This is a genomic window from Paraburkholderia acidiphila (genome assembly GCF_009789655.1).
Taxonomy (GTDB): Bacteria; Pseudomonadota; Gammaproteobacteria; order Burkholderiales; family Burkholderiaceae; genus Paraburkholderia; species Paraburkholderia acidiphila.
In genome coordinates this window covers 529529-550782 of sequence record NZ_CP046909.1, presented here as the reverse complement: position 1 = coordinate 550782, position 21254 = coordinate 529529, and the positions used below count along the sequence as shown (strand labels likewise).

At 66.9% G+C, this 21254-nt stretch carries 12 protein-coding genes; 8 read left to right on the top strand and 4 right to left on the bottom strand.

Features of this window, described 5'->3' with window-relative positions:
• Positions 1 to 174: 174 nt before the first annotated feature.
• Positions 175 to 1194, bottom strand: a complete 1020-nt coding sequence (gene hrcA / locus FAZ97_RS02495) for a heat-inducible transcriptional repressor HrcA (protein WP_158757029.1) — start codon at positions 1192 to 1194, stop codon at positions 175 to 177.
• Between the two features lie 233 nt (positions 1195 to 1427).
• Here hrcA and FAZ97_RS02490 point away from each other — a divergent pair, with 233 nt between their 5' ends.
• Positions 1428 to 2339: an NAD kinase gene (locus FAZ97_RS02490; protein ID WP_158757028.1), complete on the top strand. Its 912-nt coding sequence runs from the start codon at positions 1428 to 1430 to the stop codon at positions 2337 to 2339.
• 110 nt (positions 2340 to 2449) lie between these two features.
• Positions 2450 to 4129: a DNA repair protein RecN gene (gene recN / locus FAZ97_RS02485; protein WP_158757027.1), complete on the top strand. Its 1680-nt coding sequence runs from the start codon at positions 2450 to 2452 to the stop codon at positions 4127 to 4129.
• 25 nt (positions 4130 to 4154) lie between these two features.
• Here the strand turns inward: recN and glnE are convergent, their stop codons facing one another.
• On the bottom strand, positions 4155 to 6974 hold the full coding sequence (gene glnE, locus FAZ97_RS02480; protein ID WP_158757026.1) for a bifunctional [glutamate--ammonia ligase]-adenylyl-L-tyrosine phosphorylase/[glutamate--ammonia-ligase] adenylyltransferase: 2820 nt from the start codon (positions 6972 to 6974) through the stop codon (positions 4155 to 4157).
• Between the two features lie 277 nt (positions 6975 to 7251).
• Between glnE and FAZ97_RS02475 the strand changes: the two genes are divergently transcribed.
• From FAZ97_RS02475 to aroG, 4 genes are all read left to right on the top strand, one after another.
• The gene (locus tag FAZ97_RS02475; protein WP_158757025.1) at positions 7252 to 11724 is read left to right on the top strand and encodes a YhdP family phospholipid transporter; all 4473 of its coding nucleotides are present in this window, start codon (positions 7252 to 7254) and stop codon (positions 11722 to 11724) included.
• 76 nt (positions 11725 to 11800) lie between these two features.
• Entirely contained in the window at positions 11801 to 12628 is an 828-nt protein-coding gene (locus FAZ97_RS02470) for a carbon-nitrogen hydrolase family protein (RefSeq protein WP_158757024.1), read from the top strand.
• A gap of 131 nt (positions 12629 to 12759) precedes the next feature.
• Complete coding sequence (tldD, locus tag FAZ97_RS02465; RefSeq protein ID WP_158757023.1) at positions 12760 to 14226, top strand: metalloprotease TldD; 1467 nt, start codon at positions 12760 to 12762, stop codon at positions 14224 to 14226.
• Between the two features lie 427 nt (positions 14227 to 14653).
• Positions 14654 to 15727, top strand: coding sequence for a 3-deoxy-7-phosphoheptulonate synthase AroG (aroG, locus tag FAZ97_RS02460; protein ID WP_158757022.1), 1074 nt, complete (start codon positions 14654 to 14656; stop codon positions 15725 to 15727).
• Positions 15728 to 15761: 34 nt separating this feature from the next.
• On the opposite strand, the gene FAZ97_RS02455 is transcribed toward aroG, so the two are convergent.
• Positions 15762 to 16700, bottom strand: coding sequence for a glycosyltransferase family 2 protein (locus FAZ97_RS02455; RefSeq protein WP_233271617.1), 939 nt, complete (start codon positions 16698 to 16700; stop codon positions 15762 to 15764).
• Positions 16701 to 17147: 447 nt separating this feature from the next.
• Between FAZ97_RS02455 and FAZ97_RS02450 the strand changes: the two genes are divergently transcribed.
• Entirely contained in the window at positions 17148 to 18314 is a 1167-nt protein-coding gene (locus FAZ97_RS02450) for a glycosyltransferase (RefSeq protein WP_233271616.1), read from the top strand.
• A gap of 20 nt (positions 18315 to 18334) precedes the next feature.
• Here FAZ97_RS02450 and FAZ97_RS02445 read toward each other — a convergent pair whose 3' ends face one another.
• Positions 18335 to 19582 carry an oligosaccharide flippase family protein gene (locus FAZ97_RS02445; protein WP_158757020.1) on the bottom strand — a complete coding sequence of 416 codons (1248 nt, stop codon included), beginning with the start codon at positions 19580 to 19582 and terminating at the stop codon, positions 18335 to 18337.
• Positions 19583 to 19892: 310 nt separating this feature from the next.
• Here FAZ97_RS02445 and FAZ97_RS02440 point away from each other — a divergent pair, with 310 nt between their 5' ends.
• On the top strand, positions 19893 to 21206 hold the full coding sequence (locus FAZ97_RS02440) for a glycosyltransferase (protein ID WP_407671789.1): 1314 nt from the start codon (positions 19893 to 19895) through the stop codon (positions 21204 to 21206).
• Positions 21207 to 21254 lie beyond the last annotated feature (48 nt).

The following is a 21254-nucleotide window of genomic DNA, read 5'->3' as shown; positions in this document are numbered from 1 at the left end:
GGGCCTGGTGGGCCAAACCGGCCCGCGCCGGCGCGGGTTGCCTGGTGTTGGCCCTTCGTTGGCCCTTTATTGCCCAATCATTGGACATCGTTGGCCATTCGGCCGATGGCGCGCGGTGCGCCTTTCGGGGATGATCGTCGGAAAGGCAGGTGCGGCCGATGGCCCAGGTGACGCTCAGTTCTGGCTGAGCGTAAGCGAGAGCAGGCGCGCGGTGATGTCGACGATCGGGATCACCCGGTTGTACGCCATGCGCGTCGGCCCGATCACGCCGAGCGTGCCGACGATCTTGCCGTTCACCTCGTAGGGCGCCGTCACCACGCTCATTTCCTCGATTGGCACGAGTTGCGACTCGCCGCCAATGAAAATCTGCACGCCCTGCGCGTGGCTCGAGACGTCGAGCAGCTGCAGGAGGCTGGTTTTCTGGTCGAACACGTCGAAGAGCTTGCGCAGGCGCGCCATGTCCGACGAAAGATCGGCCACTTCGAGCAGGTTGCGCTCGCCGGAAATGAGCAGGGTGTCGCCGCCTTCGGGCTCTTCTGTGCTCGCGGTCACGGCCGCGTGCATGAGCGTGGTCATGTCGCCGCGCAGCGCGTCGATTTCCTCGCGCAGGCGGCGGCGCACCTCGTCGAACGACAGGCCCGCGAAGTGCGCGTTGATGTAATTCGAGGCTTCGATCAGCTCGGAAGGCGAGAAGTCGCGCTGCGTCGCCATGATGCGGTTCTGCACGTCGCCTTCGGGCGTCACGATGATGAGCAGGATGCGCTTGTCGGACAGGCGCATGAACTCGATCTGCTTGAACACGTGGCTGCGCCGGGGCGTCAGCACCACGCCCGCGAACTGCGAGAGGTTCGAGAGAACGCTGGCGGCCGCCGCGACCACTTTCTGCGGCTCGCCGGGGCGCAGCGTGGTCTTCACCGCGCGTGTGAGCGCGTCGTCGTCGGAGCTGGGCTCGACGGTGAGCATGGTGTCGACGAACAGGCGATACCCGCGCGGCGTGGGCACACGCCCCGCCGAGGTATGCGGGCTGGACACGAGACCCAGCTCCTCGAGGTCCGACATGACGTTGCGGATCGTCGCCGGGCTCAGCTCCAGGCCGGAATAGCGCGACAGCGTGCGCGAGCCGACCGGCTGACCTTCGGCGATGTAGCGCTCGATCAGCGTTTTGAGGAGGGTTTGTGCGCGGGGATCTAGCATGACTCAAAATTTTAGCCTAATGGCGGGTTGGCCGCGAGTGCGCCGCCAGACCGGGCCTGGCGGGCGGGCGCAAGCCTCAGGGCGCGGCGGCCGGGCACTTCGCACGATTGCGCGCGCTTTGTCATCGCCGTGTCACCGGCTTCGGGCTGGAAGGTGCGGCGCGCAAGGCCCGGCGGGCCTGTCCCGGGCTGCGCCAGGTTCTTTTCGCGACGTGACTATGGTGTAATGCCGGCATGCAGATCCAGAAGATCCAGAGCCAGTTCAAGACTGTTGCGCTCGTTGGGCGCAGCAATACGCCAGGCATCGCCGAGCCGCTGACGGCGCTCGCTCAGACCATTTCGAAGCGCGGCTTCGAGGTCGTGTTCGAAGCGCAAACCGCAGAGGAGATCGGCGCGCAAGGCTATCCCGCGCTGCAGGCCGCCGAAATCGGCGCGCGCGCGGACGTGGCCGTCGTGCTCGGCGGCGACGGCACGATGCTCGGCATCGGCCGCCAGCTCGCGCCCTACCGCACGCCGCTCATCGGCATCAACCACGGGCGTCTCGGCTTCATCACCGACATCGCGTTCTCCGAGATGCAGGAGGTCGTGCCGCAACTGCTCGCGGGCTCGTTCGAGCGCGAGGAGCGTTCGCTGCTGGAGTCGCGCATCACGCGCGACGGCGACCCGATCTACCATGCGCTCGCCTTCAACGACGTGGTCGTGAACCGTAGCGGCTTTTCGGGCATGGCCGAACTGCGCGTGAACGTGGATGGCCGCTTCATGTACAACCAGCGCTCAGACGGTTTGATCGTCGCGACGCCTACCGGCTCGACGGCTTACGCGCTCTCGTCGCAGGGGCCGATCCTGCATCCGCAGCTGCAAGGCATCGTGCTCGTGCCGATCGCACCACACGCGCTCTCGAACCGCCCGATCGTGCTGCCCGACGACTCCAAGGTGAGCATCCAGATCGTGGCGGGCCGCGACGTCAACGTGAACTTCGACATGCAATCGTTCACGGCGCTGGAACTCAACGACGTGATCGAGGTGCGCCGCTCGCGCCACACCGTGCCCTTCCTGCACCCGGTCGGCTACAGCTACTTCCGCACGCTGCGCAAGAAGCTGCACTGGAACGAACACCCGTCGCTGCAGGGCGATCCGGAGGACTGAGCCCGCGTCTTCGCGTAACGCGCGCGTGGTCGTCGTCACGCGGTTGCCACGCCGCCAGCAGTCCCACGGTAATCAAAGCAAAGCCAACCAAAAAAGCAGAACCAGACGCCATGCTTCGCCATCTTTCGATTCGCGACTTCGTGATCGTCGCGGCGCTCGACCTCGAATTCGACAACGGCTTCACCGTGTTTTCCGGCGAAACGGGCGCGGGCAAGTCGATCCTGATCGACGCCCTCGCCCTCACGCTCGGCACGCGCGCCGACGCGAGCGTCGTGCGCACGGGCGAGAGCCGCGCCGACATCACCGCCGAATTCGATGTGCCGCCGCACGCGGCGCAGTGGCTCGACGAGCAGGCGCTCGCGAACGGGGACGGCGAGCACACCGTCATGATGCGCCGCGTGGTGGACAGCGGCGGACGCTCGCGCGCCTTCATCAACGGGACGCCCGCCACGCTCGCGCAGTTGCGCGAACTAGGCGAAATGCTCGTCGACATTCACGGCCAGCATGCACACCAATTGCTCATGCGCCCCGACGCACAGCGCGAACTGTTCGACACGCACGCAGGGCTCACGGATCTCGCCGCGACCGTCACGAGTGCCTGGCGCGATGCACGCGACGCACGTCTCGCGCTGCAAAGCGCCATGTCGCGCGACCGCGAACTGCAGCTCGAGCGCGAGCGCCTCGCGTGGCAGCTCGCCGAACTCGACAAGCTCGCGCCACAGCCGGGCGAATGGGAAGAGGTGAATGCGGAGCATGTGCGGCTTTCGAATTCGGCCAACCTGATCGAAGGCGTGCAAGGCGCGCTCGCGGCGTTGTCCGAATCCGACGAGGCGATGCTTTCGCAGCTGAACGCGATCGTCTCGAAGCTGCGCAGTCTCGCCGAGGTCGACGCCGAGCTCAACGACGCGCTTGCGGCGCTCGAACCCGCAGCAATCCAGATCCAGGAGGCGGCGTACTCGCTCTCGCATTACGCGCAACGTCTCGATCTCGACCCGCAACATCTCGCACAGGTTGAACGGCGCCTCGACGCGCTGCATTCGACGGCGCGCAAGTTCCGCCTGCCGGCCGAGACGCTGCCCGAGGAACACGCGGCACGCCGCCAGCAGCTCGCGGCGCTCGACGCTGCGTCCGATCTCGATGGCCTGCGCGCTGCCGGGCAGAAGGCGCAGGAGGCGTATCTCGTGCAGGCGCGCCAGCTTTCGAAGGCGCGCGCCAAGGCGGCGAAGGCGCTCGGCGCGGCGGTCACGCAGGGCATGCAGGAACTGTCGATGGCGGGCGGCAGCTTCGAAGTCGCGCTCGTGGCGCTTGGCAGCAGCTCGAACGGCGAGCCGATCGGCGGCGCGCACGGTCTGGAGCAGGTCGAATTCCGCGTGGCGGGCCATGCCGGCGTGCCGCTGCGCCCGCTCGCGAAGATCGCCTCGGGCGGCGAACTCGCGCGCATCAGCCTCGCGCTCGCCGTGATCGCGAGCGCGGCGAGCCCTACGCCCACGTTGATTTTCGACGAAGTCGATACGGGCATCGGCGGCGGCGTGGCCGAAGTGGTCGGGCGTTTGCTGCACCAGCTCGGGCGCGCGCGCCAGGTGCTGTGCGTCACGCACTTGCCGCAGGTCGCGGCGCGCGGGGATCACCACTTCCAGGTGGCGAAGTCCGGCGACGGCAACGGCGGCACGGTCTCGGCGGTCACGCCGCTCGACAAGGGCGGCCGGGTGGAAGAAGTCGCGCGCATGCTGGGCGGGCTGGAGATTACCGCGACGACCAGGCGGCACGCGAAGGAGATGTTGGCGGCGTGAACGAAGCTGTGCTCGCGCACTCGCCCTAAGCCTCCCCCCGCGCCCCAAACACCCGCTTCCACAACGCCAGCACCGCCTCGCGCTCGCGCTCCACGCGCGCCGGATCCACTCGCGCCTTCTCCATGCCATCGAGGCGCAACTGGTGCTGCAGCTTGCGATAGAGCCGGTACGCCGAACCTATCGTCTCGGCCTCCTCCTCGCTCATGAGCCCGAAGCGCGACACCTCGCGCAGCAGCGCGATATTGCCCGTGTTGCGGATCAGCTCCGGGTCCTGCGCCGCGTGCAGCAGCACCCAGTACTGCACGAGAAACTCGATGTCCACCATGCCGCCGCGGTCGTGCTTCAGATCGAAGAGTTCAGTGCGGTTCGGGTGGCCGTCTTCCACGCGCTGGCGCATTTCCACGATTTCCTTCGCGAGCGGTGCGGCGTCGCGCGGCGTGGTCAGCACCTGCACGCGGATCGCCTCGAAGGCGCTGCCGATCGCGGCGTCCCCGGCCGAGAAGCGCGCGCGCGTGAGCGCCTGGTGCTCCCAGACCCACGCCGTGTTCGCGGCGTCGCCTTCGCGCAACTGGTAGCGGCGAAACGCATCGAGGTCGGTCACGAGCAGCCCCGACTCGCCGTTCGGCCGCAAGCGCAGGTCGACGTCGAACAGCGTGCCCGCCCCGGTGGCCGTGGTGAGCCACGTGATGAGGCGGCGCGCGAAGGCCGCGTAGATTTCCGACGCGCGCTCGTCATCGTCTTCGTACAGAAAAATGATGTCGAGGTCCGACGCGTAGCCCAGCTCCTTGCCGCCAAGCTTGCCGTAGGCGATCGCCGCGAAGCGCGGCACCTCGCGATGGCGCTTCGCGAACTGCTTCCACACCGTCTCGATGGTCACGTCGAGCACGGCGTCCGCAAGTTCGGAGAGCCGGTCGCTCACGTGCTCGACCGAGAGCCGTCCCGCCAGATCGTTCAGCAGGATGCGGAACACTTCGGCCTGGTGGGCGTGGCGCAGCAGGTCCATCTGTTGCTCGACGTCGGCGGCGGCGGCCAGGCGCGCGCGCAACAGGCGCGAGAACTCGGGCCAGTCGAAGGGCGTAGCCATCGCCTCGTCATCGAGCAGTTCGTCGAGCAGTTGCGGATGGCGGATCAGGTAGCCCGCCGCCCAGCGCGAGCCGCCGAGCACCTTGAGCACGCGGTTGAGCGCGTCCGGGTATTCGCAGAGCAGCGCGAGATACGCGCCGCGCCGGATCACGGCTTCGAGCAGGTCGAACATGCGCGCGAGCGTGTCGGCGCGCCGCTCGCGCGGCTCCAGCAGGCGCGCGGACTCGAGCGCGCGCTGCGCGACGCTGTCGAAGCGCTCGCGGCTCTTCTCCGGGAGCCCGGCGTAACGCGACGACTGCCAGAGGCTCCGCAGGCGCGCGAGCAGCGGCGCCGGATCGTCGATACCCAGTTGCGTGAGGCTGTCGAGCAATGAGTCGTCGGCGCCCTCTTCCACGAGCGCGCCGCTCCACACCCACGCCGCCGCGCCGTCTTCGGAGGCGGCGCAGCCGCCCTCGCCGCTTACCTTGTCGGAGAAGATCTGCACGAACTGGCGCTCGACCTTGTCGCGATGGCCGTCGAGCGTCGTCATCAGCGCGGCGTAGTCGTCGAAGCCCATCGATTTCGCGAGCGCGGCGCGCTCCGTGGCGTCGACGGGCATGGCGTGCGTTTGCGCATCGTCCCGATACTGCAGGCGATGCTCCAGGTTGCGCAGGAAGTTGTAGGCGCGCGTGAGCTCGCCGCACACCTTGGGCGCGATCAGTCCGCGCGCGGCGGCGTAGCCGAGCACGGCGAGCGTCGGCCGCACGCGGAAACCCGCGTCCTGGCCGCCGCGAATGAGCTGGAACACCTGGGCGCTGAATTCGATCTCGCGGATGCCGCCGCGCCCGAGCTTGATGTCGTCGGCCTTGTCGGGGCGCATCATGGCGCGACGCTGCGCTTCCTGGCGGATCTGCACGTGCAGCGAGCGGATCGCGCTGATCACGCCGAAGTCCAGATAGCGCCGGTAGACAAAGGGCTTCACCAGCGAATCGAGCTGGCGCGCGAGACGCAACGCGCTGTCACTTTCGTCTTCGGAAACGAGCCGGCCCTTGATCCACGCATAGCGCTCCCATTCGCGGCCCTGCACGTAGAAGTATTCTTCGAGCATGCCGAGGCTGCACACGAGCGGCCCGGAGTCGCCGTTCGGGCGCAGGCGCAGGTCGACGCGAAACACGAAGCCGTCGGCCGTCACGTCGCTCAATGCCGCGATCAGGCGCTTGCCCACACGCGTGAAGAAGTCCTGCGTGGCGATGGGCGAGCGCTGGCCACCCGTGGTTTCGCCGTCGTCCTCGTACACGAAGATCAGGTCGATGTCCGACGAAACGTTCAGCTCGCGCCCGCCGAGCTTACCCATGCCCACCACGCCGAGCGTGAGGCGCTCGCCGTTCGGGCCGCGCGGCTCGCCGAAGAGCGTCTCGAGATCGGCGCTCACGCAGGCAAGCGCGCGCTGGATCGTGACTTCGGCGAGATCGGTCATGCTGCCGGTCACTTCGGCCACGTCGGCGACGCCGCCGAGATCGCGTTCCATCACGGCGCAGATCACTTCCACGCGCAACTGGCGCAGGACTTTCTTCAACTGTTCGTCGTTGAGCGGCGCACCGGGCGCAGCGTTTGCTGCAGCCAGCAGTTGGCCGCTCAGCGCGTCGAGCCGCGCGACGATACGCTCGCGCGAGACCGGCGCGGCGGCCAGCGCCTCGACCTGTGACGCCAGTTCGGGACGCGCGGCGCAAGCACGCGCTGCATAGCGGGAATAGCTGGAACTCAGAAGGGGGATGTCGGTCATGAAGTGCTGCTTGCCGGGAAGGCCCGCTGTCCGCTGTGGTTTCGTTGCGCGCGCCTGGGTTGATGACAGTGTCGATGCGACGATGCCGGTGTCGAGGGTTCGGCCGCGAGGCTTCGCCCCGCCGATGTGTCCGGCATAGCCGCCGCTGCAGTGCAAAAAATCATGCGTATCACGCGCCGCAGGGCCATCCCGGCTTCTCCGGATGGGCCTTCTGACAGCCCTCTGTGATACATTTCGTCGTTAGAACGCAACGCTACCATACCCCACCCGCCGCAGCATGTCCGAGCGAAACGATCACGCCGGCCTACCCCAATCTGGACATGCCAGCCAGGCTGCGGAGCCCGGGGGCCCGCACCATCATCACCCGGTCCTGCGCCACACGCTGCGCGTGCTGGCGATCATCGCGCTCGTCCTGTATTTCATCGTCTCGGTCCTGCTGCTCGGGCTGCGCTACGTCGTGCTGCCGTACGTGGACAACTTGCGTCCGCGCATCGAGCAGCTCGTCTCCTCGAAGATTCACGCCGAATTCCGCATCGGCAAGCTCGCGCCGCATTGGTCGGGCTTCCAGCCCGGCATCGACATCAGCGATCTGACGATTCGCGACCGCCACGGCAACATCGCGCTCGATGTGCCGCATGCCACGGCCTCGGTGTCGTGGCGCTCGGTCGTGCTGTTCGAACCGCTGCTTTCGAGCATCGTGGTCGAGCAGCCCGACGTGCATATCGCGCGCGAGGACGACGGCACGCTCACCGTGGCGGGCGTGCCGGTGCCCACCGCGCACACGGGCAACGCCACCTTCACGACCTGGCTCATGCGCCAGGAGGCCATCGTGCTGCGCGGCGGCACGCTGCGCTGGCACGACGCCACGCGCGACGTGCCCGACCTCGCGCTCTCGCACATTCGCCTCGCGATTCTCAACGACGGCTACGATCACCGCGTCGCGCTCCAGGCGCCGGCGGAGGGCACCGTGCTGCACGGTCCGCTCGACTTCCGCGCGCATTTCACGCACGCGCACTACGCGCAGGCCGGCAAGCCGATCACCTGGACTGGCGACACCTATCTCTCGACCGGCCCCGTCGATCTGCCCACGCTCGCGCGCTACATCAACATCCCGATCGCCACCTACGGCGGGCGCATCGACAACGCGATCTGGGCGCACTTCGCGAACGGGCGCATTCTCGAAGCGAGCGGCGCGCTCGACGGCGCGAATGTTTCGCTGCGCACGCGGCCTACGCAGCCGCTACTCGACCTGCCGGTCGCGAGTTTTCACTGGAGCATCGGTATCGAGCCCGGCGACTACGCGCTCAAGCTGCGCGACTTCCACGCCGAACTCGGGCAGCCGCCGCTCGACGACGGCACGCCGCTCACGCGCTCGCTCGCGCTCACCACGCTCGACGCGCGCTTTCGCCAGCAAACGCTCCAGCACGGCCAGCTGATGAGCGTACACGGCGACCGCATCGATCTCGGCATCCTCGCCGAGTTCATGCGCGCGCTGCCGCTGCCCGGGCGCGTGCAGGGCGCGCTCGTGCGCTTCGACCCGCGCGGGATGGTGGCGAACTACGATCTTTCCCTCGAACGCGCCAAGCCCGAGTCGGGCGAAGCGGCCACCGAACAGCGCTCCACGAGCGTCGAGCCAGTTACGCACTATCGCTTCAAGGGCGACCTGCAAGGCATCAGCGTGAACGCGCAGGAGCCGGGCCCGGGCCTCACGCCGCGCGGCCACCCGCGCGCGGGCCTGCCGGGGGTCGAGAACCTCTGGGGGCACATCGACGCCGACGAGTCGCACGGCACCATCGACCTCGACACGAACCACGTGGCCATCACGCTGCCCGGCGTGTTCGACAATCCGCGCCTCACGTTCGACCGGCTCTACGGCGCGGCCAAATGGACCGTGGCCGCCGAGCGCGAACCCGGCAACCGGCTGAAGTCGTTCACCGTCGACGTCGCGAACCTGGGCGTGGAGAACGCCGACGCGCGCGCGAAGATGACCGCGCACTACACGAATCCCGGCAAGGGGCGCGGCTCGCTCGACCTCGTCGCGCACTTCGACGAGGCCAAGGTCAAGGCCATCCCGCGTTACCTGCCTACCGCGATCAGCGAGAAGACGCGCATCTATCTCGGCCACGGCCTGCAGGCGGGCATGTCGAAGGGCGGGACGATCGAGATCCACGGCGACCTCACCAAATTCCCCTACTCGCGCGACCCCGACGCGGGTCAGTTCCGCATCGTCGCGCCGTTCACGGGCGGGCGCTTCGACCCGTCGCCGTTCCCGCCGCGCAAGATGCGCAATGGCGCGCCGAACGTCTGGCCGGCCTTCGACGGCATCGACGGCGTGTTCAATCTGCATGAGAACAAGCTGCGCTTCGACGTCGATCGCGGCCACTATCGCAACTTCGTGCTGCGCAACGTGAGCGGGCGCATCGAGGAGCTGGGCATCAAGGGCTCCGATATCGTGATCGAGGGCAGCGGGCGCGGTCCGCTCGCGGACCTGCTCGACTATGCGGATAACAGCTCGATCGGCTACATGGCGAAGCACGCCACCGCGAAGGTGCAAGCGCAAGGGCAGTCCACGCTCGCGCTCAAGCTCACGATCCCGCGCCATCCGATGCCGAAGGTGCTGGTCGCGGGCGCCATCGGCTTCGAGAACAACACGCTCACGGCGAAGAACGTGCCGCCGGTCTCGAACCTCACTGGCCGGGTGCGTTTCACGAGCCACAGCGCGAATGTCGACCGGCTCACGGCGCGCTTCCTCGGCGGCGACCTGCGCGCAAGCGGCGGGATGCGCGACGACGGGCACTACGCGGTAGACGTGGCGGGCGACGTGGCGGTCGATGCGGCACGCGGCCTGAACCTGCACGGCATGGCGGCGGCGGCAATCGGACGCCTTTCGGGCGCGGCGCCCTACTCGCTTTCGGTGGCCGGCCAGCGCGGCCGCCTGCCCGACGTGAAAGCCAACGCCGATCTCACAGGCCTTGCGCTCGACCTGCCCGCGCCGTTCGGCAAGGCCGCCGGCACGCCGATGCCGCTGAACTTCGAACTGCAGCCGGGCACGGGCACGGGCGCCGAGTCCGCCAGCGGCGCCGACGTGAAAGCCGACGACGCCGCCTTCGAACATGCGGAACTCACGCTCGGGCCGCTTGCCGCGCGTTACGTGATGCGCCGCCATCCGGGTCACGTACCGGAAGTGGTGCGCGGTGCGATCGGCATGAACCGGCCGGCGGATCTGCCTTCGGAAGGCGTGACTGCCGCCGTCGATCTGCCCACCTTCGACGCCGACGCCTGGCGCGCCGTGGTGCAACAGATGCGCGGAACGGCAGCGGCACAAGCCCAGGGCTCGACGCCCGCACCTACGGCGGCGCCGGTTCCGCCGCCGCGAACCGCCGCAGAAAGAGCGGCGGAAAGGCAAGCTCGAGACGCCGCAGCGGCGGCAGCTTCGGCGGCCTCCCCAGCCTCAGATTCGGCCGTGACCAACCCCACCGCGACCGCGCCGCAAAGTCCAGCATCGGCCACGACGGAAGCGGCAGCCGCACCCGCCGCCGCCTCGTCCCCGCTCGCCCCCAACGGCGCAGTCGGCCAGTTCCTGCCGTCGCGCTTCGCCGTCCATGTCGGCACGCTCACGCTGCTCAAGCGCCACTGGGAGAACGTCGTGCTCGGCGCGTCGCGCACCGGCGAGCGCGGCAACGAATGGCAGGCGAACGTCGCCTCCAACCAGGTGTCGGGCCACGTCTCGTGGAAGCCGGGCGCCGTGCCGGGCGCGCCCGGCACGCTCGAAGCGCGGCTCGCCCGCCTGACCGTGCCCGCCGCCACCGAAAACGACCTGCTCGGCCAGGCGATGTCGCAGCCGGCGCAGAACATGCCGTCGATCGACCTCGTCGTGAATCAGCTCATCGTGCGCGACCGCGATCTCGGCCGTCTGCAGGTGAACGCGCACAACTTCGACGACAACGGCGTGCCCGTCTGGCAGCTCGATCAGCTCGACATCAGCAATCCGGACGCGCACCTCACCGCCACGGAAAACTGGCGCGCGGTGGGCGACACGGCCGCCGGCGATGACTCGGCCGCCGCCGGCATGCAAACGCCGCGCCGCACCGCGCTCGACTTCCATCTCGACATCAAGGACGCCGGCGCGCTGCTCTTGCGCGCTGGCAGGCCGCACGTGCTCAAGAACGGCTCGGGCACGCTCTCGGGCAACCTGGCTTGGCAAGGCGGCCCCACGCGCATCGACTTCCCGTCGCTCAACGGCAACCTCACGCTCGACCTGCGTCACGGTCAGATCCTCAAGGTCGACCCGGGCGTGGCGAGACTGCTCGGCGTGCTGAGCCTGCAAAGCCTTGCGCGCTTCGCGACGATGGACTTCCGCGACATCATCGGCGAAGGCTTGCCCTTCACGAGCGCGACGGCCACCGCGCAGATCCATAACGGCATCGGCAGCACCAACGACTTCAAGCTCGTCACCGCCCCCGGGCGCGCGACGATGTCGGGCAGCGTGGACCTCGCGCACGAAACCCAGGACCTGCGCGTGCACGTGGTGCCGACTGTCAGCGCGGGCGCGGGCGTGGTCGCGGCGACCATCATCAATCCGCTCTTCGGCTTGGGCGCGCTGATCGGCGACGTCGTGCTCTCGCACACGCTCGAGCACGCGTTCGCGATGGACTTCGCGATCACGGGCCCGTGGGCCAAACCGCACGTCGAGCGGCTGCATGGCGATCAGGGTAAGATGGACGCGCAGACGCCGGCCACCGTGCACTGAATTTCGCAACCTCGGGGCCGCGCCGCGGGCACGCGGTATGCGCGCCATGCACCCCGAACCCATTCAAGACCTGCCGATGAGCGCTCCCCCTCTCGACCCGTTTCGCGTCGCCGCGCTGCAGATGGTCAGCACGCCCGATCGCGAGCGCAATCTCGCCGAAGCGGACCAGCTCATCGCCGAGGCTGCCGCCGCGGGCGCGCGCCTCGTGTTGCTGCCCGAATATTTCTGCTTCATGGGTCACAAGGACAGCGACAAGCTCGCGATCCGCGAGCCGCACGGCGACGGCCCCATTCAGCGTTTTCTCGCCGATGCGGCGAAGCGCCATGGCGTGTGGGTGATCGGCGGCACCTTGCCGCTGAAAGCGCCCGAAGACACGCGCGTGCTCAACACGACGCTCGTGTTCGACCCGAGCGGCGAGGAGCGTGCGCGCTACGACAAGATCCACCTCTTCAACTTCGAAAAAGGCGCCGAATCATTCGACGAAGCGCGCACGATCCGGCCCGGCGCCGAGGTGCGCACGTTCGAGGCGCCGTTCGGCCGCGTCGGCCTTTCGGTCTGCTACGATCTGCGCTTTCCCGAGCTATACCGGCGCATGGGAGACTGCGCACTGATGGTCGTGCCTTCTGCGTTCACTTACACCACCGGCAAAGCACACTGGGAAATCCTGCTGCGCGCCCGCGCAATCGAAAACCAGTGCTACGTGCTCGCCGCGGCGCAAGGCGGCAAGCACGAGAACGGCCGGCGCACCTGGGGCCATAGCGTGCTGATCGACCCGTGGGGCGAGATCGTCGCGGTACGCGACGAAGGCGCGGGCGTGGTGGCCGGCGACATCGACCTCGAACGCATCGCCAGCGTGCGCGCGAGCCTGCCCGCGTGGCGGCATCGCATGCTCGACTGCGCGTGACGCGCACCGCGCGAATGAACACCACCGCATTCCAGGCGAATTTGACGCGCATTCCACATTCAGGCGCTTGATTTCGCAGCACCGCGCCCGAATCTTTATTGACAGACTCATCGATTGATCCCAAAGAGCGCATGAACATCATCGAACCCGGCATCCGCAATCTGGCGACCGCGAAGGACCTGCTCCTTACGCCTTACGGCCTCGACGAGGCAGTGCTCACGCGCACGCTCGGCGAGATCTTCACGCACCGCATCGACTACGCCGACCTCTACTTCCAGACCACGCGCAGCGAGGCATGGAGCCTCGAGGAAGGCATCGTCAAGTCGGGCAGCTTCAGCATCGACCAGGGCGTCGGCGTGCGCGCCGTGTCCGGCGAGCGCACCGCTTTCGCCTACTCCGACGACCTCTCGCCCGAAGCGATCCGGCAGGCGGCCATCGCCACGCGCTCGATCGCCAAAGCCGGCGGCGGCAAGCAGAAGATCCAGGTGGCGAAGTCGCTCACCGGCATTGCGGGCCGCGATCTGTACTTGCCGTCCGACCCGCTCACCTCGCTCGACGCCACCGAAAAGGTGAAGCTGCTCGAGCGCATCGAAGAGATGGCGCGTGGGCGCGACCCGCGCATCACCCAGGTCATGGCCGCGCTCGCAGGCGAGTACGACGTGGTGCTCGTCGCGCGCAGCGACGGCGCGCTCGCCGCCGACATCCGCCCGCTCGTGCGCGTGTCGGTCACGGTGATCGCCGAGCAGAACGGCCGCCGCGAAATCGGCAACGGCGGCGGCGGCGGTCGTTACGACTACGCCTATTTCACCGACGACATCCTCTCGAAGTACGTGGACGACGCCGTGCACGCGGCGCTCGTGAACCTCGAAGCGCGTCCGGCGCCGGCCGGTGCGATGACCGTCGTGCTCGGGCCGGGCTGGCCCGGCGTGCTGCTGCACGAGGCGATCGGCCACGGTCTCGAAGGCGACTTCAACCGCAAGGGCTCGTCGGCGTTCGCGGGGCGCATTGGCGAGCGCGTGGCCGCCAAGGGCGTGACGGTGGTCGACGACGGCACGCTCCCCAACCGCCGCGGCTCGCTGAACATCGACGACGAAGGCAACCCCACGCAGTGCACGACGCTGATCGAAGACGGCATCCTCAAGGGCTACATCCAGGACTCGCTCAACGCGCGCCTCATGAAGATGCCTGTCACGGGCAACGCGCGCCGCGAGTCGTATGCAGCGCTGCCCATGCCGCGCATGACCAACACGTACATGCTCAACGGCGACAAGGACCCGCAGGAAATCATCGGCTCGGTGAAGAATGGCCTTTATGCCGTGAACTTCGGCGGCGGCCAGGTGGACATCACGAACGGCAAGTTCGTGTTCTCGGCCTCCGAGGCCTACATGATCGAGAACGGCAAGATCACCTACCCCGTGAAGGGCGCGACGCTCATTGGCAGCGGCCCGGAATCGCTCAAGTACGTGAGCATGATCGGCAACGACATGCGCCTCGACTCGGGCGTGGGCGTATGCGGCAAGGAGGGTCAGAGCGTGCCGGTCGGCGTCGGCCAGCCGACGCTGCGCATCGATCGCATGACCGTGGGCGGCACGGTTTAAGGGCTTCGCCCGCGCGCACTCCATGCACGGCGATGCGGAATTTCCGCATCGCCGTGCGGATTTTCTGCGCATGAGTCATTTTTTTCGCTGATAGTCCGCTTTTTTGCCGCGCCCCGCTTGCCAGCCACGAGAAGGCCGGGTTATAAAGGCAATCACCCTTTCGACGTAACGAACCGAAGTCCCGAACGTTCAGACACCAACCGCCATGTTCGCCACGAAGTTTTATTTTTACTTCTTTTGGTATCTCAGACCGCTGGCGGATCGAGAGGGTTGATAGTACGCGCAGGACCCCGAACACACGAGAAACCGCCAGCCAAGCCTGGCGGTTTTTTTTCGCCCTTAGCCCAGAGCCTTAACTTCATCTAACCGATTTTTTGAAGCACCGTCCACGCGACGCACGCTACGCACAGGATCAGGAGAAAACGACATGCCCCCGCACAACACCGACGATGTCCGCATTCGCGAACTCAAGGAACTCACGCCGCCCGCTCACCTGATCCGCGAATTCCCGTGCTCGGAAGCCGCCTCCACGCTGATCTTCGAATCGCGCCGCGCCATGCACCGCATCCTGCACGGCATGGACGACCGCCTGATCGTCATCATCGGGCCGTGCTCGATTCACGACACCAAGGCCGCGGTCGACTACGCGAAGAAGCTCGTCGAGCAACGCAAGCGCTTTTCCAGCGAGCTGGAAATCGTGATGCGCGTGTACTTCGAAAAGCCGCGCACGACGGTGGGCTGGAAGGGCCTCATCAACGACCCGTTCCTCGACAACAGCTTCAAGATCAACGACGGTCTGCGCACCGCGCGCGAGCTGCTCGTCTCGATCAACGAACTGGGCCTGCCCGCCGGCACCGAATACCTCGACATGATCAGCCCGCAGTACATCGCCGACTTGATCTCGTGGGGCGCGATCGGTGCGCGCACAACGGAATCGCAGGTGCACCGCGAGCTGGCTTCGGGGCTGTCGTGCCCGGTGGGCTTCAAGAACGGCACGGACGGCAACGTGAAGATCGCCGTGGACGCGATCAAGGCCGCTTCGCAGCCGCACCATTTCCTCTCGGTCACGAAGGGCGGCCACTCGGCCATCGTCTCGACCGCGGGCAATGAGGACTGCCATGTGATTCTGCGCGGCGGCAAGACGCCGAATTACGACGCGGAAAGCGTGAACGCCGCATGCAGCGACATCGGCAAGGCAGGTCTCGCCGCGCGCCTCATGATCGACGCGAGCCACGCCAACAGCTCGAAGAAGCACGAGAACCAGATTCCCGTGTGCGCCGATATTGGCCGCCAGGTGGCGTCGGGCGACGAGCGCATCGTCGGCGTGATGGTGGAATCGCACCTCGTGGCGGGCCGCCAGGACCTCAAGGAAGGCTGCGAACTGACCTATGGCCAGAGCATCACCGACGCGTGCATTGGCTGGGACGAAAGCGTGGGCGTGCTCGAAGGGCTTGCGCAGGCTGTGAAGCAGCGCCGCATCGCGCGCGGCTCGGGCAACTGAGCATAGTCAAGCCTGGAGCGCGCGGTGCGCAGGTTCACAACCGCGCCGCGCGCTCGGGCCGCACCGCGCCGATGCACAGATCGGCAATCCCGATCACGTTGCCGATGAGCCTGCCGCGCCGGTCGAGATGCGCTTCCGGGCGCACCGACTTCACGCAGTTCATGCTCAGCGCGCGCAGGATATTGCTGGTCGCCTCCTTGCGCGACATCACACCCTTGTTGCACAGGTACATGGCGTTGACCACCTGCGAATAGCCGAAGCGCCGGCCCGACACGCGCCCCCCTCGCAGCCCGAGGTGGACGCCGAGCAGATAGTCGCAGTACACGACCCCGCCACGGCGCGCGAGGCGCCGCGAAAAGTCCTTGTCTTCCAGCCAGCCGTACAGCACGAGACGCTCGTCGAAGCGCAGATCGGCGATAGCCTGCGCGCGGCACGCCATGTTGCATCCATACAGTTCCACGCAGGGCCGCAGCGGCGGACGCCGCATCGCCTCGGCTTGCGCACCCTCCACAAGTTCGACGGCCTCTTCCCACGCGATGGGCTGCGTGTTCGCGCCATCACGCAGCGTGCGCCCCGAAAAACCCACGAGATTTGCGTCGCTTTCGAACAGCTCGACACACAGCTCGATCCAGTGCCGTTCGGGCGCGAAGTCGTCGTCGAGGAAGATCACGACGTCGATGTCCGGTGCGAGCGCATCGAGCGCGCGATTGCGCTGCACGCTCGAACCCGCCGTGCCGATGATCTCGTTCACACGCAAACCGTTGGCATCGTAAGGGCCGATGTCGTCTGCGCTGCTCCCCGAAAGAATGATCTGATCCGGGCGCACCGTTTGCCGCGCGAGCAGACGCACGACCCATGCGGTGGCCGTTGGCCGCCCTTTGGTCGCGATCACGACAGCGACACGCATGCGCGCGCTCGCGCCCTTCGTGACGTCAGGGGAAGACGCGAGAGCATCGGTTGCGAGTGTTGGCATCGGTTTCTCCGCATTCCGGCGGTCGTTTCGACTCGAATCGAGGTTAGCACGACGCCCCCGCGCTGCCAGTCGAGCCAGATTCAAGTTGTCCGAAACGATCTATCCAACGACTGATTCCACCTGTTTGTGAACGAGCATGCCTGTGGGCCGGCGTGTACGCGGCGTCTGCATCGGGCGCGCATTTGCGCACCTTTTACCGCCTTTCATTTCGTTAATTAATTTCGCATTTATTGCACTGTTTCTGCGCTTTTATCGCGCTTTTATCGATTACGCATCGCCCATAGTGCAGCCCCTCGTGTGAAATTCGTTCAATAGCAATTTTCGGATTCCTCTTTTGATAAGACTCATCTACAACTGCTAGAAGAGATTGGTGCAAATATGACCGACTAACCCGTCCCCCGGAAAGATCCTCTCAACATGACTGCGTCGACACGTCGGAGCCAGCCAGTGGAACACGAGATCCGCTCTCCGGGCACAGCGGTTTGCGAAACCGGATCCGGCGCGCGGCTCAAACGCCCAGTGGTCTTCTACGTGCAGCCGTTGATCGCGCGTTATCGCATCGAAGTCATCGAGTCGCTCAACCGTCTTTTTTCCGTCAAGGTATTCGCGTGCTCCGAGGGCGTGGAAGCCAACGGCTTTTCGCGCGAAAAACCCGCCTGCGACGAATTCGTCGAAACGCATATCGCGAGTTTCGCGGGCCTGCCCTCGCGGCGTATCCGCATGCAAAGCCGCGTGCTGAGCCGCATCGTTTTCGAACGTCCCGACGCTGTGCTGATCTTTGCGGACGTTCGCTATCTCTCGCTGTGGCTGGCGCTCCTCGCCGGGCGCGTGATGCGCGTGCCCGTATTGATTCACGGCCAGGGGCTCTACCGGCACGAGTCCGCGGGATTCATGCGCACGGTCTGCTATCGCCTCGCCGTCGCGCTCGCCGTGCGCTACGTCTGCTATACCGAGGCTTCGCGGCGCTCGCTCATCGGCATCGGCTGCCCGCCCGCGAAGCTCGTCGTCGCGAATAACGCGCTCACGGTCTCGTGCGGCGTGGAGCCCGCGGCCAAAACGGGCGCCGAGAGCGGCGTCCTGTTCATTGGCAGGCTACGTGAAGGCTCGGAGATCGAGCCGCTCATCGACGTGGTCGGCCAGCTCCACGCGGAAGGCAGCGACATCACGCTCCACGTGATTGGCGACGGCGAGCACGGCGAGCGCTTGAAGCGCAAGTACAGCGATCGCAGCTACGTGGTCTGGTATGGCGCGGTGTTCGACGACGATGAGATCGCGACCATCAGCCGCCGCTGCCGCGTGGGCTGCTATCCGGGCTCGGCGGGTTTAAGCGTCGTGCACATGTTCGCGTTGAGCCTGCCGCCCATCGTGCACGACCGGCTGCCGCTGCATATGGGCCCGGAGCCCGGCTACGTCGAGGACGGCCGCACAGGATTTTTCTTTGGGCGCGACGGCGGCACAGAGGCGCTTGCCGCTACGCTGCGGCGCATCTGGTCCATGCCGGCCGACGAAATGCGCGCGGCCGCTGCGGCCGCGCATGCGGTGTACTGCCAGCTCAACTCGCCAACGCTTGGCCATCAGCTTGCCGAGATCGTTGAAGCGGCGCTGCGCGCCTGAATCCCCGCTTGAATCCCAGCTTATTTCTGCCGCGCAACGCGATACAGCATCCATGCGGCGCACGAGGCCAGCCCGAAGGTCATCGACCATGCCACGCCGGTCACGCCAAACAGATGCAACGAAGGCGGCACGGACACGATGAGCGTCGCGACCTGCAGCAGCGACGCAACCGTGACGGCGCGCGCATCGCCGACGGCGCGTAGATACGAGGCAAGCACCGAGTTCAGCGCGCTAATCGCCATGTTGATGACGAAGATGCGAAAGAGCGGCACGGCCGACAGCCACGCGGCGCCGAGCACGAACGAGAAGAGCGGCTCGGCGGCGAAGCGCAGCACGATCACTACGCACGCGAGCCCCGCCACGGCTGCAATGAGGTACAGCCGGAACAGGCGCGCGGCCGATTGAGGGCCGCCTCGATGATGTGCGGCGAAGGTGGGAAACAGATACTGCGACAGGGCGAGCGCGGCGTCGGCGAGCAGCATCTGCGCGAGCTTCGAGGACATCTGCCAGGCGCCCAGTTGGGTAGGCCCAAGCAGCTTGCCCACCACGACCTTGTCGAACTGGTTGGTGATCAGGATGATGACGCTGCTCGCCCAGATCCAGCGGCTAAAGCCCACGTAATGGCCGATGCCCGACCAGCGCAGCCGGATCGGCGGACGCGGCGAGAGCGCGATCCATGTCACGACGCTCTTGAAGGCCTCGCCGATCATCATGCCGAGCAGCAGCGAGTACGGACCCGCGCCCGCGAGTGCGAGCGCGATACCGAAGCCGCAGTCGAGAACCGACGACGAGATTTCGATCGCCGCAATATGCTGAAAGTGGCGCTCGCGCTGCGTGATGAAGTACGCGGGCGAAGCGAGGCCGCGCAAGAGCGGCAGCAGCGCCGCAAGCTGCACGAGCCCGATGGCGCCGCCCAGGTGGAACTGCGCGTCCATGAGCGGCGCGCTCGCGACGAGCAGCACGCCGATCAAGAGGCCACGCGTGGCGAGCGTGGTCCAGACCGCGCCGGCCTCCTGGCGCGTGGGCGGCGCCTGGCCCTGGATCACGGCTTGCGCAAGCCCGGTGTCGGAGAGCGCTTCGGCAATCGCGACCGCGAGCAACGCGACGCTCGCGAGACCGATTGCGGACGGCCCGAGAATGCGGCCGATCACGAGGAACTTGACGGCCACGAGGCCGCGCACGACCACCTGCTGCAACAGCACCCAGGTCGCCGCACCGGGTCCGAAGCCGGCCTTGATCGGTATTGCTGGCAGCCGCATGACGCGCAAAATGCATCTCCTGTTTTCGATCCCTGAGTCGGGCTTAAGCCCCTTTTCCGCGTTCCCATCAGGCATGTTTGAGAACGCGTTTTCGTGACCCGTTCTGGACCTTACCGCGCCGCAGTTACCGCGACGCGCCATCAACCAGGCGGATTCGGACGCCATCCGCGTTGAGGCCGGGCGCGCGACACCCGCTCATGCAGACTCAATCGATCGGCATATCGCCAGGCATTTTCAGCCACCCTGCCCCGCAATCTGGCGCATGCGGCTTGCGCACCGCTGCTATTTTGTTCGTAATAATGCTCATCGGGCCTGCCGCATGGAAAACGTGTCGATCGCCAGATATCGCAATGCCGCCCCCAACACCCCGGACGCCGCCGCGCTGCCCGACGCCGAGGCCGACGCGCTCGTGATGTCCGGGCCACCCGGCGTGCGCGCATCGGCCGGCGGCGACTGGATCGCCATCATCGAGCCGAACTTCACAGGCCACCGCTGGCGCTACGTCGAGTGGATCGCGCAGGCGTGCGTGGAAGCCGGACACCGCTGCCTCGTCGTCACCGACACGGAGTACGCCGACCATCCGCTCGCGCAGCGCATCGTGCGCGAAGCGCGGCCCGATCTGCGCCTCGTGCTGCTCGACCTGCACACCGTGCCGCCCGGCCCGCATTTCGCCGTGAGCGTGTACATGCGCTTTCGCAACTTCTATGCGCGAGCTTTCCGGCAGATCAGTAAAACAACGCCTGTGCGGCTCGTCATCGCGCCCTACGCCGACTACTTCTTCTATACGCTCGCCGGGTTCGACTCGCCGTTCGGCAACACGCCGTGGATCGCGATCGTCATGGGCATGACATTTCATCACGCGGAAATCGGCTTGCGCACGCCGCGCCGGCGCTTCGTCGACATGGCCAAGTCGGCCCTCTTTCGCCGCGCCATGCGCTCGCGCGGGCTGCGCGAACTCTTCACGATCGACCCGACGCTGCCCGACTGGTTCGCGTCCACGAAGCCCCGGCGCGCCGCGCCGCTCAGCTATCTGGCCGACCCGTTTCCCGAGATCGAGGGCATGGACCCGCTGCTCGCACGCGCGCAACTGAAGCTCGACGCGCACACGCGCTATCTGCTCGTCTATGGCGCCATCGGCGAACGCAAGGGCATTCGCGAACTGATGCTCGCGCTCGAGCACAAGCCCGACGCGCCGTGCCTCGTGATCGCCGGCCAGCAGGACGACGAAACGCGCGCGTTCATCGACGCACACGCACCGCGACTCGCGAGCGCACCGGTGATCTTCAACCGGTTCATCTCCGACGAGATGGAACGCGAACTTTTCTCCGCCTGCGACGCCGTGTGGCTCGGCTACAAACAGCACTACGGCATGAGTGGCGTGCTCGTGCAGGCGTACCGCTTCGGCAAGCCCGTGGTGGCCAGCGCCGATGGCCTGATCGGCTGGTATTGCCGCGACGGCGCGCTCGGCCCGCTCCTCGACGACCTCGAGCCCGCCACGATCGCGCACGCGCTCGATGCGCTCGCGCAGCGCTGGCGCGCGGCCCCGCATACCGCGCAGCCCGCGGGCGAACACGTCCTTTCGAGCAACACGCTCGCGCAGTTCAAGCATACGCTGCAGGCCGCGATGGCGTGAGCCTGGCAAAGTGCTTGTCCTCACATCGGCAGCTAGTCAGCAGACCGA

Excerpts from the sequence above, each read along its gene's own strand:
- FAZ97_RS02490 (WP_158757028.1), top strand. The coding sequence starts at position 1,428 with ATGCAGATCCAGAAGATCCAGAGCCAGTTCAAGACTGTTGCGCTCGTT.
- FAZ97_RS02455 (WP_233271617.1), bottom strand. The coding sequence starts at position 16,700 with ATGCCAACACTCGCAACCGATGCTCTCGCGTCTTCCCCTGACGTCACG.
- FAZ97_RS02470 (WP_158757024.1), top strand. The coding sequence starts at position 11,801 with ATGAGCGCTCCCCCTCTCGACCCGTTTCGCGTCGCCGCGCTGCAGATG.
- glnE (WP_158757026.1), bottom strand. The coding sequence starts at position 6,974 with ATGACCGACATCCCCCTTCTGAGTTCCAGCTATTCCCGCTATGCAGCG.
- tldD (WP_158757023.1), top strand. The coding sequence starts at position 12,760 with ATGAACATCATCGAACCCGGCATCCGCAATCTGGCGACCGCGAAGGAC.
- hrcA (WP_158757029.1), bottom strand. The coding sequence starts at position 1,194 with ATGCTAGATCCCCGCGCACAAACCCTCCTCAAAACGCTGATCGAGCGC.
- recN (WP_158757027.1), top strand. The coding sequence starts at position 2,450 with ATGCTTCGCCATCTTTCGATTCGCGACTTCGTGATCGTCGCGGCGCTC.
- aroG (WP_158757022.1), top strand. The coding sequence starts at position 14,654 with ATGCCCCCGCACAACACCGACGATGTCCGCATTCGCGAACTCAAGGAA.
- FAZ97_RS02440 (WP_407671789.1), top strand. The coding sequence starts at position 19,893 with ATGGAAAACGTGTCGATCGCCAGATATCGCAATGCCGCCCCCAACACC.
- FAZ97_RS02475 (WP_158757025.1), top strand. The coding sequence starts at position 7,252 with ATGTCCGAGCGAAACGATCACGCCGGCCTACCCCAATCTGGACATGCC.